Source organism: Bradyrhizobium iriomotense (assembly GCF_030160715.1).
Classification (GTDB): domain Bacteria; phylum Pseudomonadota; class Alphaproteobacteria; order Rhizobiales; family Xanthobacteraceae; genus Bradyrhizobium; species Bradyrhizobium iriomotense.
Genome location: NZ_BSOW01000015.1, coordinates 160,665 through 174,998 on the forward strand (window position 1 = coordinate 160,665; position 14,334 = coordinate 174,998).

The 14,334-nt window shown below is 62.0% G+C and carries 15 protein-coding genes; 13 read left to right on the forward strand and 2 right to left on the reverse strand.

The annotated features are described in order from the left end of the window. Positions 1 to 134: 134 nt before the first annotated feature. Positions 135 to 1,154 carry a plasmid partitioning protein RepB gene (gene repB / locus QQL28_RS22300; RefSeq protein WP_284268716.1) on the reverse strand — a complete coding sequence of 340 codons (1,020 nt, stop codon included), beginning with the start codon at positions 1,152 to 1,154 and terminating at the stop codon, positions 135 to 137. A gap of 72 nt (positions 1,155 to 1,226) precedes the next feature. Next, positions 1,227 to 2,417: a plasmid partitioning protein RepA gene (gene repA, locus QQL28_RS22305; RefSeq protein ID WP_271611219.1), complete on the reverse strand. Its 1,191-nt coding sequence runs from the start codon at positions 2,415 to 2,417 to the stop codon at positions 1,227 to 1,229. A gap of 409 nt (positions 2,418 to 2,826) precedes the next feature. Here repA and traI point away from each other — a divergent pair, with 409 nt between their 5' ends. The 13 genes from traI (at position 2,827) to QQL28_RS22370 (ending at position 14,325) form a co-directional block, all read left to right on the forward strand. Next, the gene (gene traI / locus QQL28_RS22310) at positions 2,827 to 3,450 is read left to right on the forward strand and encodes an acyl-homoserine-lactone synthase (RefSeq protein ID WP_284268719.1); all 624 of its coding nucleotides are present in this window, start codon (positions 2,827 to 2,829) and stop codon (positions 3,448 to 3,450) included. A 9-nt stretch (positions 3,451 to 3,459) separates the two neighbouring features. Beyond that, on the forward strand, positions 3,460 to 4,428 hold the full coding sequence (gene trbB / locus QQL28_RS22315; RefSeq protein ID WP_284268808.1) for a P-type conjugative transfer ATPase TrbB: 969 nt from the start codon (positions 3,460 to 3,462) through the stop codon (positions 4,426 to 4,428). Beyond that, positions 4,418 to 4,786: a TrbC/VirB2 family protein gene (locus QQL28_RS22320; RefSeq protein ID WP_284268720.1), complete on the forward strand. Its 369-nt coding sequence runs from the start codon at positions 4,418 to 4,420 to the stop codon at positions 4,784 to 4,786. Before trbB ends, QQL28_RS22320 begins: the two co-directional genes overlap by 11 nt. After that, positions 4,779 to 5,078 (forward strand): conjugal transfer protein TrbD, encoded by a 300-nt coding sequence (locus QQL28_RS22325; protein ID WP_284268721.1) that lies wholly within the window; start codon positions 4,779 to 4,781, stop codon positions 5,076 to 5,078. Before QQL28_RS22320 ends, QQL28_RS22325 begins: the two co-directional genes overlap by 8 nt. Before the next feature lie 9 nt (positions 5,079 to 5,087). Further along, positions 5,088 to 7,541, forward strand: coding sequence for a conjugal transfer protein TrbE (locus QQL28_RS22330; protein WP_284268722.1), 2,454 nt, complete (start codon positions 5,088 to 5,090; stop codon positions 7,539 to 7,541). Then, entirely contained in the window at positions 7,513 to 8,310 is a 798-nt protein-coding gene (gene trbJ / locus QQL28_RS22335) for a P-type conjugative transfer protein TrbJ (protein ID WP_284268723.1), read from the forward strand. The genes QQL28_RS22330 and trbJ overlap by 29 nt, the downstream gene beginning before the upstream one ends. Then, a complete protein-coding gene (gene trbK / locus QQL28_RS22340) occupies positions 8,307 to 8,492 on the forward strand; it encodes an entry exclusion protein TrbK (RefSeq protein ID WP_284268724.1) in 186 nt (61 codons plus the stop codon). The genes trbJ and trbK overlap by 4 nt, the downstream gene beginning before the upstream one ends. A gap of 15 nt (positions 8,493 to 8,507) precedes the next feature. Next, entirely contained in the window at positions 8,508 to 9,668 is a 1,161-nt protein-coding gene (trbL, locus tag QQL28_RS22345) for a P-type conjugative transfer protein TrbL (protein ID WP_284268725.1), read from the forward strand. A 43-nt stretch (positions 9,669 to 9,711) separates the two neighbouring features. Continuing rightward, complete coding sequence (locus QQL28_RS22350; protein WP_284268727.1) at positions 9,712 to 10,374, forward strand: conjugal transfer protein TrbF; 663 nt, start codon at positions 9,712 to 9,714, stop codon at positions 10,372 to 10,374. Positions 10,375 to 10,391: 17 nt separating this feature from the next. Then, positions 10,392 to 11,228, forward strand: a complete 837-nt coding sequence (gene trbG / locus QQL28_RS22355) for a P-type conjugative transfer protein TrbG (RefSeq protein ID WP_284268729.1) — start codon at positions 10,392 to 10,394, stop codon at positions 11,226 to 11,228. A 2-nt stretch (positions 11,229 to 11,230) separates the two neighbouring features. Continuing rightward, positions 11,231 to 11,683, forward strand: a complete 453-nt coding sequence (gene trbH / locus QQL28_RS22360; RefSeq protein ID WP_284268732.1) for a conjugal transfer protein TrbH — start codon at positions 11,231 to 11,233, stop codon at positions 11,681 to 11,683. A gap of 13 nt (positions 11,684 to 11,696) precedes the next feature. Further along, positions 11,697 to 12,998, forward strand: coding sequence for an IncP-type conjugal transfer protein TrbI (gene trbI, locus QQL28_RS22365; RefSeq protein WP_284268734.1), 1,302 nt, complete (start codon positions 11,697 to 11,699; stop codon positions 12,996 to 12,998). A 379-nt stretch (positions 12,999 to 13,377) separates the two neighbouring features. Next, complete coding sequence (locus QQL28_RS22370; RefSeq protein WP_284268736.1) at positions 13,378 to 14,325, forward strand: alpha/beta fold hydrolase; 948 nt, start codon at positions 13,378 to 13,380, stop codon at positions 14,323 to 14,325. The last annotated feature ends 9 nt before the right edge of the window (positions 14,326 to 14,334 follow it).

Here is a 14,334-nt window from a genome sequence, read left to right on the forward strand (position 1 = left end):
CCCCTAAAACGAGCGCATCACTGCGGCCGGTTGGGCTTGACACCGATTCGCGGAAGTGGGATTCTGTCAGTCGCCAAACGTAACAGATAAGGGCTTCCGGAACCTCGTTTCGGGGGCCTTTTTCTTTTGCGGGGTTAGCCTCCAGTCTCCTGTGAAATCGACTCGTTGCGGAAAGCCTCATAGAATCGATCGAGGTTCTCCGAGAGATACTCGCCGAACGCGCGGGCGTCAGACGTCTTGGCCTTGAGCGCCAGCGTGAACTTCTTCCCTTCGGCTGAAATCTCCGCCGAGAGTGCGCTGTCCGGGGGTGTCCAGTTTCGCTTGCTCGGCTGGTTCTGCTTGCGTGTCGGCTTCGACCTCAGTTTGCGGACTAGAAGATCGAACCGTGTGTCACTCGACAGCGCGGAAAAGGCCTCGTCCCGAATGGTCTCGAGAGCGCGCTCCTGGTTTGCCGGACTATCGAGCAGCAGCTTCAACTCATACCAGCGATCGCGGCCGACGTTCTTCGCTCGGCCGATGGCCTCCAAGATGGGGAGGGGCAGGCCTGCGACCGACAGCATCTTTGAGAGGGTCGTTCGGTCGATCGAGAGCGCACTCAGAATGATTGCATTGTCGTCGTCGTAGCGGAGGCGCGCAACGTCGGCGGCAAAGAGGGCACGATCGATAAACGGGACGTCCGCACGCGCGGCGTTCTCCTGACCGAGCGCACGCACATGCTCACGATCCTCGATGTCCTTGACGACGGCGCGCACCTTTCGGCCGAGGGCTTGAGCGACTTTCCAGCGGCGATGTCCGAAGACCACCATATAGCGGCCGGCCGACTTCGGATTCGGCCTGACCAGAATAGGGGAGTCCTGGCCGCCTTCGCGGATTCGCTCCAGCAGCTCGTTGAACTCGGCCTCATCGTCAGCACGGCGATCGCGGACGAACGAAGCGTCGATCAGGTCGGGCTCAAGCTCAACGACTGTTTCGCCCTCTACGAGTTTGTCGGCCCTAGCTGCAAGTTCATCGAGCGACTTCAGGAGCGAGCGGGAAGCGCCCTTGGCCGCATAGTCGGACACCGGACGGGACGGCCGTTTTTGATCGGCGGCGACGTCGTCAACGGCGGGCCGCTGATCGTCAAGAATGTTGGCGAAAGGGTTTTTACGAGCCATGACCAAGCCTCTCGTTTCGCCTTAGGCTCTTGAATTTGCAGAGATTTTCGGCGGTTTTGACTGCAGTCAACATTACAGGCGCCCCCACGCCCGGTGAATGAGCGCCTGAATCTCGAAATTCACCGCGTCCAGCGCCTCAATGGCACGATCATAGGTATCTCGATTGAAGCTCCCGCGCTCAACCTCATACAAGGTCTGCTTTGTCAGCCCTGCGTCGGAGATGGCCGTCGACTTCAGCATGGGGTTCTTGAGAATCTCCTCAGCGAGCATCGACTGCATGAAGCCCAGCATTTGGGTTTGCGGAATATCCGTGGGCTCGAATCGAGTGATCAAATATCGAAGCCAGTCGATTTTGACCGGCGCGCCCTTTTCCCGGATCGCCCTAACGAAGTTTCCGAGCATCAGCAGGAACTGGCTCATCGACATGAGGTCCAACATCTGCGGGTGGACGGTGATCAGAACCGAGGTGGCAGCGGTCAGCGCCGTCAGCGTCAGGAATCCGAGCTGCGGCGGGCAATCAATCACGACGACATCGAATCGATCGTCCACTTCCTCAAGCGCTCGGCCGAGGCGTTCATAGAACCGCTTGCCCTCATTCGAGCCCTGCATCGAGAGCGGCGTATCGTACTCGTATTCCTGAAGCTCAAGGTTTGCCGGAATGATCTCGAGCAAAGGGAAGTTGGTCGGCAGGATAACCTCGGCAACTGGCCGACGCTTTTCGTCGTACCGGATCGCGTCGTACAGCGACGGATTCCGATCGAGTTCCGGCTGAAAGCCGTGAAGCGCCGAAAGCGAGGCCTGCGGATCGAGGTCGATTGCGAGCACACGATGCCCGGTCAGCGCGAGATGCTGGCTCAGATGGGCAGCCGTCGTGGTCTTCCCAGAGCCCCCCTTGAAATTGACAACAGCGATAACCTGGAGCTTCTCGCCGGGCTTGCGGGACGGAACGTATTTCTTCGCGTCTGACCGTCCGTTCTTGTCGAGGTAGTGCCGCAGCTCCGTCATCTGTTCCGCGGTATAAAAGCGCCTTCCTCCACTAGCTGCGATCGTGGGCTCCGGGCCTTTCTTTTCGAGATGTAGTCTCTTGAGGTTATTCGGGCTGACGCCGAGATAGTGGGCGACTTCCGACATGGGGAACAGACGGAGTGTCTTTTTCGCGTCCGGAGGAAATTTCTCCAGGCGAAGTTGATCGAGCTTCCTCGAGATCTCGTCGCCCTGTGCGAGGATTTTCTCGTCAAACTCGAATGTCGGGAGCAGGCCCATCCTAATCCACCCTACCTAGAAAATAGCGCCATAAACGGCAAAAGCGCCGATCAGGCGCCAGTATGGGGGATTCGGGCTGTGTGGCAAGTCCTTTAAGGTTAACAACATCTTAACGGCTATTGTTAGCCGCGCAGAACGAGGTAGTGATTCGTTCGGATTCGTCCAACCTTATCGAGGGCTTACGAAGCGCGCGTGGGGCACGGCCGCGTCGTTTTCCGCCCCGTTAATTCTACAGTCCAAACGACCTTTTTGGCCTCGACTGGAGTTGCCAACCGGCCGAATTCGACGCCGAAGACGCGACTGACGCGAATCGGACTCGCCCGGCCCCCGTTAATTCAACAGAGGGTACGGGCCGCCGCACCATGCTGACTTGCCTCCGTTCACGCGAACGCGACGGAGGATTCGACGCATGCGAGCAATTGCGATTGATGCCAGCGAACATGGCGGATTGGGGTCTCTGGTCGATGAGATGCATCAGTTGCGCGCCCGGGTGTTCGCCGGCCGGCTCGGGTGGCGGGTCAAGATCGAGTACGGCCGCGAGCGCGACGAATACGACGCGCTCGACCCGACCTACATCCTGGCCCTGACGGATCGCGGCGACGTTGCCGGTTGTGCCCGTCTGCTTCCGACCACGGGCCCAACCATGCTGTCTTGGACCTTCCCGCAACTGGTCCCGGGCGGCCGGCTACGGGGCAAATCGACCATGATCGAGAGTTCTCGCTTTTGCGTCGACACGCGAATCGAGGGCAGGGGAGGGCGGTTCCTGCACGAGGCCACGCTGACGATGTTCGCGGGGATGATCGAGTGGTCGATGTCGAACGGATTCGACGAGATCGCCACCGCAACGGACGTGCGCTTCGAACGCATCCTGCAACGGGCGGGCTGGCCGATGACGCGCCTTTGCCGTGCGCAACTCATCGGCGAGACCATGAGCGTCGCCGGCATCCTGCCGGCCGACCAGGCAAGCTTCGAACGGGTGCGGCCGCCTGGCTATTGCTCCGATGTGCGCCGCCTTCAGCGCGTCGCTGCGTGAGCGATGGCCATGGTCGAACTTCGTTCGCATCCGCGGCTGGTCCGCAAACTTCAGGACGCCCTGGGCGATCAGATCTGCGCCGCGCTCGATGATCCGGCGGTCGTTGAGGTGATGCTCAATCCGGATGGTCGGTTGTTCATTGAACGACTAGGCCACGGGATGACAGCTGCCGGGACCATGCTGGGGGCGACCGCCGAGATCATCATCGGCAGTGTCGCGCATGCGCTGCAATCGGAGGCCGACGATGAGCGTCCGATCATTTCGGGGGAACTGCCGATCGGCGGCCATCGCTTCGAAGGTTTGCTGCCGCCCGTCGTCGGCGCCCCCACATTCACAATCCGAAAGCGGGCTTCACGTCTGTTCGATCTCGAGGATTACGTGACGCAGGGCGTGATGACGGCCGACCACCTCGCGGTCATCCGCAACGCCATCGCATCGCGCCTGAACATCGTGGTGTCGGGCGGCACGGGCTCGGGTAAGACCACGCTCGCCAATGCCGTGATCGCGGCGATCGTCGCCCACGCACCGGAACACCGCCTGGTCATTCTCGAAGACACGGCCGAGATCCAGTGCGCGGCCGACAACGCAGTCTCGCTTCACACCAGCGACACGGTCGATATGGCGCGCCTGCTCAAGAGCACGATGCGTCTACGTCCCGACCGCATCATTGTGGGAGAGGTGCGCGACGGCGCGGCGCTCACGCTGCTCAAGGCATGGAATACCGGACATCCCGGCGGCATCACCACCATTCACGCCAACAGCGCGTCTTCGGCACTGCGCCGTCTGGAGCAGCTCACGGCCGAAGCCAGTCAACAGCCCATGCGCGAGGTCATCGGCGAGGCGGTCGATTTGATCGTCTCGATCGAGCGGACGGATCGCGGCCGCCAGGTCCGTGACGTCCTCCATGTCGAAAGCTTCTCAGCGGGCCAATACCAGACCCAATCCTATGCCCGGAAGGAGGAGCGCCATGTCGCGTAACCGCATGATGATTGTAGGCGCGAGCGGCGTGTTGCTCGCGCTCCTGATACTCGACCCCGCCTTTGCATCGACCAGCGGCGGCGGTAATCTGCCTTGGGAGAGTCCGCTTCAGCAGATCCAGCAATCCATCACCGGTCCTGTGGCTGGCTTCATCGCGCTGGCAGCCGTGGCGGTTGCCGGCGGCATGTTGATCTTTGGTGGCGAGCTCAACGACTTCGCGCGACGCCTCATGTATGTCGTGCTCGTCGCCGGCATTCTCCTCGGCGCCACGCAGATCGTGGCTCTATTCGGTGCGAGCGGCGCGTCGATCGGTGATGTCACGCGCACGGCGCCGGCAGGGGACCTCGGCCATGGCTGAGGTCGGTGCCAATCTACGACGCAATCGTATCCATCGCGCGCTGTCGCGGCCGAACCTGCTGTTCGGGGCGGATCGCGAGCTCGTGCTGCTGACAGGCCTTGCCGCCGTCATCCTGATCTTCGTCGTGCTCACCTGGTACGCGGCGATCCTGGGCGCCGTGATCTGGATCGTTGTCGTGGCGGCGCTGCGGATGATGGCGAAGGCCGACCCGATGATGCGGCGGGTCTATGCCCGTCACATCTCCTATCGGCCTTGCTACCGGGCGACCGCGACGCCCTGGCGCCGCTACTGAGGTCCGTTCATGGTCGCGCTGCGCTCCTTCCGTCACTCTGGCCCGTCCTTCGCCGATCTCGTGCCGTATGCCGGGCTCGTCGCGAACGGGATCGTCCTGTTGAAGGACGGCTCGCTGATGGCGGGCTGGTATTTTGCCGGGCCGGACTCGGAAAGCTCAACGGACGCCGAACGCAACGAGGTCTCGCGCCAGATCAACACCATCCTGGCGCGCCTTGGCTCAGGCTGGATGATCCAGGTCGAGGCGGTGCGGGTCCCGACCACGGATTATCCGGCGCGGCAGGACTGCCACTTTCCCGATCCGGTGACGCGCGCGATCGACGACGAACGCCGCAGCCGGTTCGAGCAGGAGAGGGGACATTTCGAGAGCCGGCACGCGATCATCCTGTCGTGGCGGCCGCCCGAGCGGCGGCGCGCGGGTCTCGCACGCTACATCTATTCCGATACAGAGAGCCGATCGGCCTCCTATGCTGATACGGCGATCGAGAGCTTCCGCACTTCGATGCGCGAAGTCGAGCAATATCTCGCGAGCGTCCTGTCGATCCGTCGCATGGAAACGCGTGAGGTCGAGGAGCGCGATGGCACGCGCACGGCGCGCTACGATGAACTGTTTCAGTTCATCCGTTTCTGCATCACCGGCGAGAATCATCCGATCCGCTTGCCGGATATTCCGATGTATCTCGACTGGCTGGCTACGGCCGAGCTCCAGCACGGCCTGTCGCCGACGGTCGAGAACCGCTTTCTCGGCGTGGTCGCGATCGACGGTTTTCCGGCCGAGAGCTGGCCGGGAATCCTCAATTCCCTCGATCTGATGCCGCTGACCTATCGCTGGTCGTCGCGCTTCATGTTCCTCGACGACCAGGACGCGCGGCAGAAGCTCGAGCGCACCCGCAAGAAGTGGCAGCAGAAGGTCCGCCCCTTCATCGACCAGCTCTTCCAGACGCAAAGCCGCTCGATCGATCAGGATGCGGCCGTCATGGTGGCCGAGACCGAGGATGCGATCGCGGAAGCCTCCTCACAACTCGTCGCCTATGGCTATTACACGCCGGTCATCGTGCTGTTCGACGAGAGCAGCGCGCGCCTGCAGGAGAAGGCCGAGGCGGTCCGTCGCCTGATCCAGGCCGAAGGTTTTGGCGCGCGCATCGAAACGCTGAACGCGACGGAAGCCTTCCTCGGCAGCCTGCCAGGCAATTGGTACGCCAACATCCGTGAGCCGCTCATCAACACGCGTAATCTCGCCGACCTGATCCCGCTCAATTCGGTGTGGTCGGGCAATCCGACCGCGCCATGCCCGTTCTATCCCTCGGGCTCGCCTCCCTTGATGCAGGTCGCGTCCGGCTCCACACCCTTCCGGCTGAACCTGCATGTCGACGACGTCGGTCATACGTTGGTGTTCGGGCCGACAGGCTCCGGCAAGTCAACGCTGCTCGCGCTGATCGCAGCGCAGTTCCGCCGTTATGCCGGCGCGCAGATCTTCGCCTTCGACAAGGGGCGCTCGATGCTGCCGCTGACACTGGCCGCCGGCGGCGACCATTACGAGATCGGCGGCGATGACGCGGACGGTGCGGCAGCGCTCGCGTTTTGTCCCTTATCAGACTTGTCGACGGACACCGATCGCGCCTGGGCGGCGGAATGGGTGGAGACGCTCGTCGCCGTGCAAGGCGTCTTGATCACACCCGATCATCGCAACGCCATCTCGCGGCAGATCGGCCTGATGGCCGAGGCGCGCGGACGATCGCTGTCGGATTTCGTGTCGGGCGTGCAGATGCGCGAGATCAAGGACGCGCTGCATCACTACACCGTCGACGGCCCCATGGGCCAACTGCTCGATGCCGAGAGGGATGGCTTGCAACTCGGGTCCTTTCAGACGTTCGAGATCGAGCAGCTGATGAATATGGGCGAGCGCAACCTCGTGCCGGTCCTGACCTACCTGTTCCGTCGCATCGAAAAAAGGCTGTCTGGCGCGCCAAGTCTGATCATTCTCGACGAGGCCTGGCTGATGCTCGGCCATCCGGTCTTCCGCGACAAGATCCGCGAATGGCTGAAGGTGCTGCGCAAGGCCAATTGCGCGGTGCTGCTCGCCACGCAGTCAATCTCGGATGCCGAGCGCTCCGGCATCATCGATGTGCTGAAGGAAAGTTGTCCGACAAAGATCTGCCTGCCGAATGGCGCCGCGCGCGAGCCCGGTACACGCGAGTTCTACGAGCGTATCGGCTTCAACGAACGGCAGATCGAGATCGTGGCAACCGCGGCCCCCAAGCGCGAATACTACGTCGCGTCGCCCAAAGGCCGCCGTCTCTTCAACATGGCGCTCGGCCCTGTCGCACTCTCGTTCGTCGGCGCGTCCGGCAAGGACGACCTGAAGCGCATCCTGGCGCTGAAGAAGACCGGGGCCAATTGGCCCGTTTACTGGCTCATCGAAAGGGGGATCGGCCATGCCGACACGCTTCTCGCCGATTCGTAACGCGCTCTTCGTCGCCATCATCATCGGGCTGCCGGCCTCCGGTCCGGCGTTCGCCGGCGCCGCGGCCGGCGGCGCTACAGAGTTCACGCAGCTTCTTAATAACGGACAGTTGATCCAGCTCGCTGGTCAATCCGCTCAACAGATCAACAATCAGATCACGCAGATTTCGCAGCTCGCCCAGCAGATTCAGAACCAGCTGAGGATCTACGAGAACATGCTGCAGAACACGGCGCAGTTGCCGTCGCATATTTGGGGGAAGGTCGAGAGCGATCTCAAGCAGCTGCAGAACATCGTCAATCAGGGCCAGGGCATGGCCTTCTCGATGGGCAATATCGACGACGTGCTCAAGCAGCGTTTCCAGAGCTATGCGCAGTTCAAGACCAATCTGCCAAACGGCACGAGCTTCGCGTCGACCTATCAGACGTGGTCGACGACCAACCGCGACACGATCTCGAGCACGCTACAGGCGGCGGGTCTTACCTCGCAGCAGTTCGCGACCGAGAACTCGACGATGACGCAACTCAAGACGGCCTCCGAGAGCGCCGACGGCCAGATGAAAGCACTGCAGGTCGGCCATGAGATCGCAGCGCAGGAAGTTGCCCAGATGCAGAAGCTGCGCGGTCTGATCGCGCAGCAGACCACGATGATGGCGACCTGGTTCCAGTCCTCGCAGGCGAGCAAGGATCTGTCGCAGGCGCGCCGGGAGCAGTTCTTCAACGCGACCTCGCCCGCGACCTCCGGCGGTCAGACCATGGAGCCGCGCTGGTGAGAGTGTCGATCATCATCGTCGTCGTCATCGTGATCGGCGCCGGCGCTGCAGGGGCCTGGCTCGCTTTCGCGCAGCGCACGCCGGTGTCGGGACAAGGGACTGCGTCGCGGGCCAGCGACTTCTTCAAACCTCCGCAGGACTACAAGACGTCCGGCGGTGAGCAGATGAAACCGCGTTGGTAGAAGAAGGGGCAGGGGGTGCGTCGAATTAAACCGGAGCTCGTTCTGATCATAGCGATCGGCATCGTCGTTGCTGCGCATCCCGCATTGGCGCAGCAGGACGGCAGCGTTCTCACGACGCTGGAAAATTCGGTGACGACGGCCGCCAAGGGCTGGCAGACGACCGTGATGCAGGCGGCCAAGTCGTTGTTCTGGATCCTTGCGGGCATCGAGGTCGGGCTTGCCGCGGTCTGGCTCGCCATTCAGACCGCGACGCTTGACGCCTGGTTCGCTGAGATGGTGCGGCGGATCATGTTCATCGGCTTCTTTGCCTTCGTGCTCGACCAGGGACCGAACTTCGCAAAAGCGGTCGTAGACAGTCTCTATCAGATCGGTGCCGGCGGCGGCTCGGCGTCGCCGGCGGACGTGTTCAACGCGGGTCTCAAGGTCGCCTCCGCGATGTCGCAGAACGCGCAGTTCGGCCTCTTCCAAGACAATGCGCTCGCGATTGCCTCCGTGTTCGCCATGGTGATCGTGGTGATCGCCTTCTCGCTGGTCGCGGCGATCTTCGTGGCTGTCATGGTCGAGATGTATGTCGGGCTGCTCGCCGGCATGATCATGCTCGGCCTCGGCGGCTCGTCCTTCACCAAGGATTTTGCCGTCCGCTACCTGGTCTACGCCTTCTCGGTCGGCATGAAGCTGATGGCGCTGGTGATGATCGCCAAGATCGGTTCCGACGCCTTGCTGAACCTCGCCAACCAGACGGGCACCGGCAACGACGCCTTTGTTGGGACGCTGGCGATCGGTGGCATCTCTGTCGTCGTCTTCATTATCTCGATGTACGTGCCCAGTATCGTACAAGGTGTCGTGCAGGGCGTGTCTGTCGGCAGCGGCATGGAAGTGGTGAAGCACGCGGGACAGGCAGCGAGCTTCGCCGCCGGCGGCGGTACGCTTGCCATGGGAGGCGCAAGGGCAGGGGCGGCCGGGTTCAGTGCTGCGCGTGCCGACGGCGCCTCGTTTGGCGCGGCCGCGCTCAAGGCGATGACGCAAGGCATCGGCACGGCGGGCGGCGCGCTCGCCTCCGCCGCGCGCGATCAGGCGATCGGCGCGCCGGGATCGTTCGGTACCTCAACGCTTGGCCTTGCCAACGCCAAGCTCGATCAGCGGGTCGCCCAGAACAAATCGACCGGAAAGACTTGAGCCGATTCAACCCGACAGATGAAGAATGGAAAGCCTTTCTCGAATGCCCGCGCGCAATCCGCCCGATAATCCCTATCTCGCCGCGCGTCAGGAATGGAACGAGCGCTACGGCTCCTATGTGAAGGCGGCCGCGACCTGGCGCACCATCGGCATCGTCGCCATGGTGATGGCGGTGATCGGCTTCGCCTATGCGCTGTTCCAGAGTACGCAGGTCAAGCTCGTCCCTTACATCGTCGAGGTAGACAAGCTTGGGACCGCAGCGAGCGCCGGCTATCCGCAGCAGATTGAATATGCGGATCCGCGGGTGGTGCGCGCGACGCTCGGCAGCTTCGTGTCGAACTTCCGATCGGTGACACCAGATGCGGTCGTCCAGAAGCAATATATCGATCGCACCTACGCAATGCTGCGCACCTCCGACCCCGCCACGCAAAAGATCAATGACTGGTTCCGGAGCACTTCGCCGTTCGAGAAGGCGAAGACGGCGACGGTCGCCGTCGAGGTCAACAACATCGTCGCTCTGTCCAACCAGTCCTATCAGATCGACTGGACCGAATTCGAACGGGACAGGAAGGGAAAGGAAACCGGCGAGCACCGCTATCGCGGCATCGCCACCGTCACGCTGACTCCACCCCAGGACGAGCAGACCATCCGGCTCAATCCGATCGGCCTTTATCTCCGTGATTTCGACTGGACGGCGCAACTATGAAAGGGGAGGGGACGCCGATGCACCCAAGCACGATCAGACTTCCTGCATGCACTGTTCTCGCGGCATCCGCCTTCTTGCTGCTTGCCGATGTCAGCGCACACGCGCAGGCGATGACCGCCAAGGAGCGAAAGGGCACGAACATCTCGAGCCAATGGCGCGGATCGACCGGCCTTGTGACGCGTGGAACGGATGGCAAGGTTGTCTTTCTGTTCGGCGAGGTCCAGCCCTCCGTCGTCTGCTCGCCGCTTGAGGTCTGCGACATCGAGCTGGAGGCCGGCGAGGTCGTGCGCGATGTGCTGGTTGGCGACACCGTGCGCTGGAAGGTCGAACCGGCGACGTCGGGAGTGGTCGGCGGACAAGCCATCCACCTGATTGTCAAACCGGCGGAGCCAGGGCTCGTCACCTCGATGGTGGTGACGACCTCGCGGCGGACCTATCACATCCAGCTCAAGTCGAACCCGACCCAATACATGGCGCGCGTCGGCTTTGAATATCCGGAGGATGTCGGCAGCCGGCTCGCGGACGTCAACGCGCGTATTGGCACTGAGGCGATTCCAGGCGCCGGCGTTCCCGCCGAGCAGTTGAGCTTCGCCTACAGCGTGAGCGGCAGCGCGTCCTGGCGGCCGACCCGCGTCTACAGCGACGGCGTGAAGACCTACATCCAGTTTCCGTCAACGCTGTCGGGCCAGGATGCACCGGTCCTGTTCGTCGTGTCGGGCGGTCAGAACCGCATCGTCAACTACCGCCTGAAGGGCGACATGATGGTGGTCGACTATCAGATTGACACCGCCATTCTGGTCTCCGGCGTTGGCTTTTGGAACCAGGACAAGGTGACGATCCGGAGGGGAGGCTGATCATGCGGCAAGTCTCCTCGATGCCTTGGCTCGCTCTTCTCTCCCTGCTTGGGCTGCCGCTCGCCGGCTGCGCGTCGTTCGGCGTCGGCACCCTGGTGGCGAGCTCGGCGCCAGCGGATCTATCCGGTCCCGCCGCATCTGCTATCGCCGGCGACCTGGTGACGAAACTCGCCGAGCAGGTCGGGCCCGGCTCTGGCACGATTATCCTGAAGCCCGACGGCACGCCCTTCGGCCAGGCGCTGGAGATGTCGCTCAAGAGCTGGGGGTATGCGGTTGCGACCGATCAGAAGACCAAGGGCGAGAAAACCATCCCGCTCGCCTATGTGATCGAGTCCTACAACGGTCAGGTCCTGGCACGCTTGTCGACGGGCAGCGTTGAGCTCGGCCGCGCTTATAGCGCAACCGCCGCTGGCGCATCGCCGGCCAGTCCGCTCTCGGTCATGCTGCGCGGGTAGGGGAGGGCCGGTCATGGTGCAATCCCTGAAGCTCGGCGGCAGTCCGGAGGCAGAGGAGGGCAGAGGAATCCGCCGCCTCAATCGACTGCCCATCGTCGTCGCCATCGTGCTGGTGATCGTGTTTTTCGCCGTCATCTTCTACGGCCTGACGTCGCGCGGACTGTACTTTCGCCGCGAGGCCGGCATCGATATCGCCTCATCGAACCCGGCGTCTACCTATGCCGATCAACTGAAGAAGGGCGTCGCGAACGGAATCATCGGCGACCAGGAGGCCCAGACCTTCCAGCCGACACCCCCGCAGCCGGACACACGAAAGCCGGCAGGAAATCCCTTCTCCGGCCGACAACAGACGGAGCCCGCCGGCTCGCAACTCGAGTCGGAAGCACTATGGCGGGCGCGCCTCGATCGCGAGGCACATGAACAATATTTGCGCGAGCGGCAACGCCAGCGCATGGCCCGCGTGCAGGCGAACGGTGCCGCCTATGACTCTCCGCTCGCGATCAATCTCGGCAAGCTGCAAACATCCAGCGCACCCATGAGCAATGCAGCACCATCGAACACGACGACGACACCCAGTTCTGCACGCGGTGCGTCCGACCTTTATGCGGCGGCGCTTCGTGCTGGTTTCGGCACGCAGTACATCGACCCAAATGGGCAAACGGCGAAAGAGGATTTCTTCAACACGGATCTCAAGAAGCTCGGCTACCTTCAGAGCAAGGTAGTCGCGCCGACATCCGCCTACGAATTGAAACGCGGCTCCGTCATTCCGGCGACGCTGATCACCGGCATCAATTCCGATCTTCCCGGTCGCATCACCGCCCAGGTCAGCCAGAACGTCTACGACAGCGCCACAGGCCATCAGCTTCTGATCCCGCAGGGCGCCAAACTCCTGGGACGGTACGATGCCAAGATTTCATTCGGGCAAAGCCGCGTCCTTGTGGTCTGGACCGACATCATCTTCCCGAACGGCTCAACCTTGCAGATCGGCGGCATGGCCGGCACGGATGCGGAAGGTTATGGCGGGTTCAATGACCAAGTCGACAATCATTATTTCCAGGTGTTCGGCTCGGCGATCCTGATTGCCGCGATCGGCGCCGGTATCGATATGTCGATGCCCGCAAGTTCACCTTACGGGTATCAGCAAACGCCGACGGATGCCGCGCGTAACAGTTTTGCTGAGTCATTCGGCCGCGTCGCCGAGCAGACGATCAGCAAGAACATGAACGTTCAGCCCACCCTCGATATTCGATCAGGCTACGTCTTCAACGTCCTCGTCGACCAGGACATGGTGTTTCCGGGGGCTTACAGGGGATGAAGTGCTTCGGTTTGGTCACGATAGAGTCTCTCGGATATGCCGCGTTGTGCTCGAAACAAACGATCCAGTTGGCTGCTGGAGATTGCTTCCCGTTCTCGCAATTGTCGCGCCGCCGCGAAGGGACGAGGCGGTTCAGCACCATACGCGAAGATTCCGCCGAGCCCAGCGCCCGATCCCGCCGAACTCGTCGCGCGGATGATCGAAAGACCCATGCCGATAGACAAAGGACGCTCAACGGCGAAACGCGCCGCAACAACGCGGCAAGGGACGTTCGTTTAGAGCTGCCTGGAAGCAGCCAGCACCAAAGCCCATCCAAGTCCAATCCGGTCATAGACCAGCATTTGCTCAAGCAGATGCGTTCAGACGAATAGGAGGTCGGATGCCATACATCGATTCCACTGGCGTGAAGCTTTATTTTGAGGAAACGGGGGAGGGGCATCCGATCATTTTCCTGCACGAACTCGGGTTAGATAGCCGCGAATGGGAAGCCCAGGTTCGCTATTTTTCGCGTGCTTTCCGCTGCATCACCTTCAATGCCCGCGGATATCCGCCCAGCGACGTTCCTGAAGAGCCTAATCTATATGGCTGGCAGCTCGCCGTGGATGACATCGACGCTCTCATGCGTGGCCTCGGCGTCGAACGCGCACATCTGATCGGATTGAGCATGGGCGGATATGCCGCCCTGCAATTTGGGTTGAGGTATCCGGAGAGAGTAAGCGCGATTGTCGCGGCCGGTGTGGGAGCTGGATCGGCTCCTTCCCAGCGTGACGCCTGGTTGCGAGAAACCTCCGTGCTCGCGCGGGCCTTCAGCGCGCGCGGGATGGACGCGATGGCTCGGAAGATGGCGCACGGTCCGACTCGCATTCAGCTTAAATACAAGGACGTCAGGAGTTGGCAAGAGTTCATGGAACGCCTGCGGCATCATTCCCAGCGGGGAATATCGAATACGATGGCGCGCTGTCAGGCTTTGCGGCCACCGTTACATGATCTGCGCCATCAGTTCTCAAAGATGCGACTACCGGTATTGCTGGCCTTGGGGGATGAAGACGCTCCCTGCCTCGAAACGAACCTGATGCTAAAAACAGTGCTTCAAAACGCCGGCCTTTGGATTTGCCCCAATACGGGCCACACCATCAATCTGGAAGAGCCGGCAGCGTTCAATGCTCAGGTCGACTGCTTTCTAGCGGCCGTCGAGCGAGGGAGCTGGCGCCGCGGGTATCCGGCGATTGATGACCGACCCGACCTGAAAATTGAGATGATGCACGATCGGCGCGCGAACGTCGATGCAGCTGGTGACCGCTTGTCCAACACTCCAACCGCTGCGTAGCGAGTATTC

What these genes read in the sequence shown, in the direction of transcription:
- trbH (WP_284268732.1), top strand. Translation starts at nt 11,231, where the DNA reads ATGCGGCAAGTCTCCTCGATGCCTTGGCTCGCTCTTCTCTCCCTGCTT.
- trbI (WP_284268734.1), top strand. Translation starts at nt 11,697, where the DNA reads ATGGTGCAATCCCTGAAGCTCGGCGGCAGTCCGGAGGCAGAGGAGGGC.
- QQL28_RS22325 (WP_284268721.1), top strand. Translation starts at nt 4,779, where the DNA reads ATGGCTGAGGTCGGTGCCAATCTACGACGCAATCGTATCCATCGCGCG.
- repA (WP_271611219.1), bottom strand. Translation starts at nt 2,417, where the DNA reads ATGGGCCTGCTCCCGACATTCGAGTTTGACGAGAAAATCCTCGCACAG.
- trbJ (WP_284268723.1), top strand. Translation starts at nt 7,513, where the DNA reads ATGCCGACACGCTTCTCGCCGATTCGTAACGCGCTCTTCGTCGCCATC.
- traI (WP_284268719.1), top strand. Translation starts at nt 2,827, where the DNA reads ATGCGAGCAATTGCGATTGATGCCAGCGAACATGGCGGATTGGGGTCT.
- QQL28_RS22350 (WP_284268727.1), top strand. Translation starts at nt 9,712, where the DNA reads ATGCCCGCGCGCAATCCGCCCGATAATCCCTATCTCGCCGCGCGTCAG.
- QQL28_RS22370 (WP_284268736.1), top strand. Translation starts at nt 13,378, where the DNA reads ATGCCATACATCGATTCCACTGGCGTGAAGCTTTATTTTGAGGAAACG.
- QQL28_RS22330 (WP_284268722.1), top strand. Translation starts at nt 5,088, where the DNA reads ATGGTCGCGCTGCGCTCCTTCCGTCACTCTGGCCCGTCCTTCGCCGAT.
- repB (WP_284268716.1), bottom strand. Translation starts at nt 1,154, where the DNA reads ATGGCTCGTAAAAACCCTTTCGCCAACATTCTTGACGATCAGCGGCCC.
- QQL28_RS22320 (WP_284268720.1), top strand. Translation starts at nt 4,418, where the DNA reads ATGTCGCGTAACCGCATGATGATTGTAGGCGCGAGCGGCGTGTTGCTC.
- trbB (WP_284268808.1), top strand. Translation starts at nt 3,460, where the DNA reads ATGGTCGAACTTCGTTCGCATCCGCGGCTGGTCCGCAAACTTCAGGAC.
- trbG (WP_284268729.1), top strand. Translation starts at nt 10,392, where the DNA reads ATGCACCCAAGCACGATCAGACTTCCTGCATGCACTGTTCTCGCGGCA.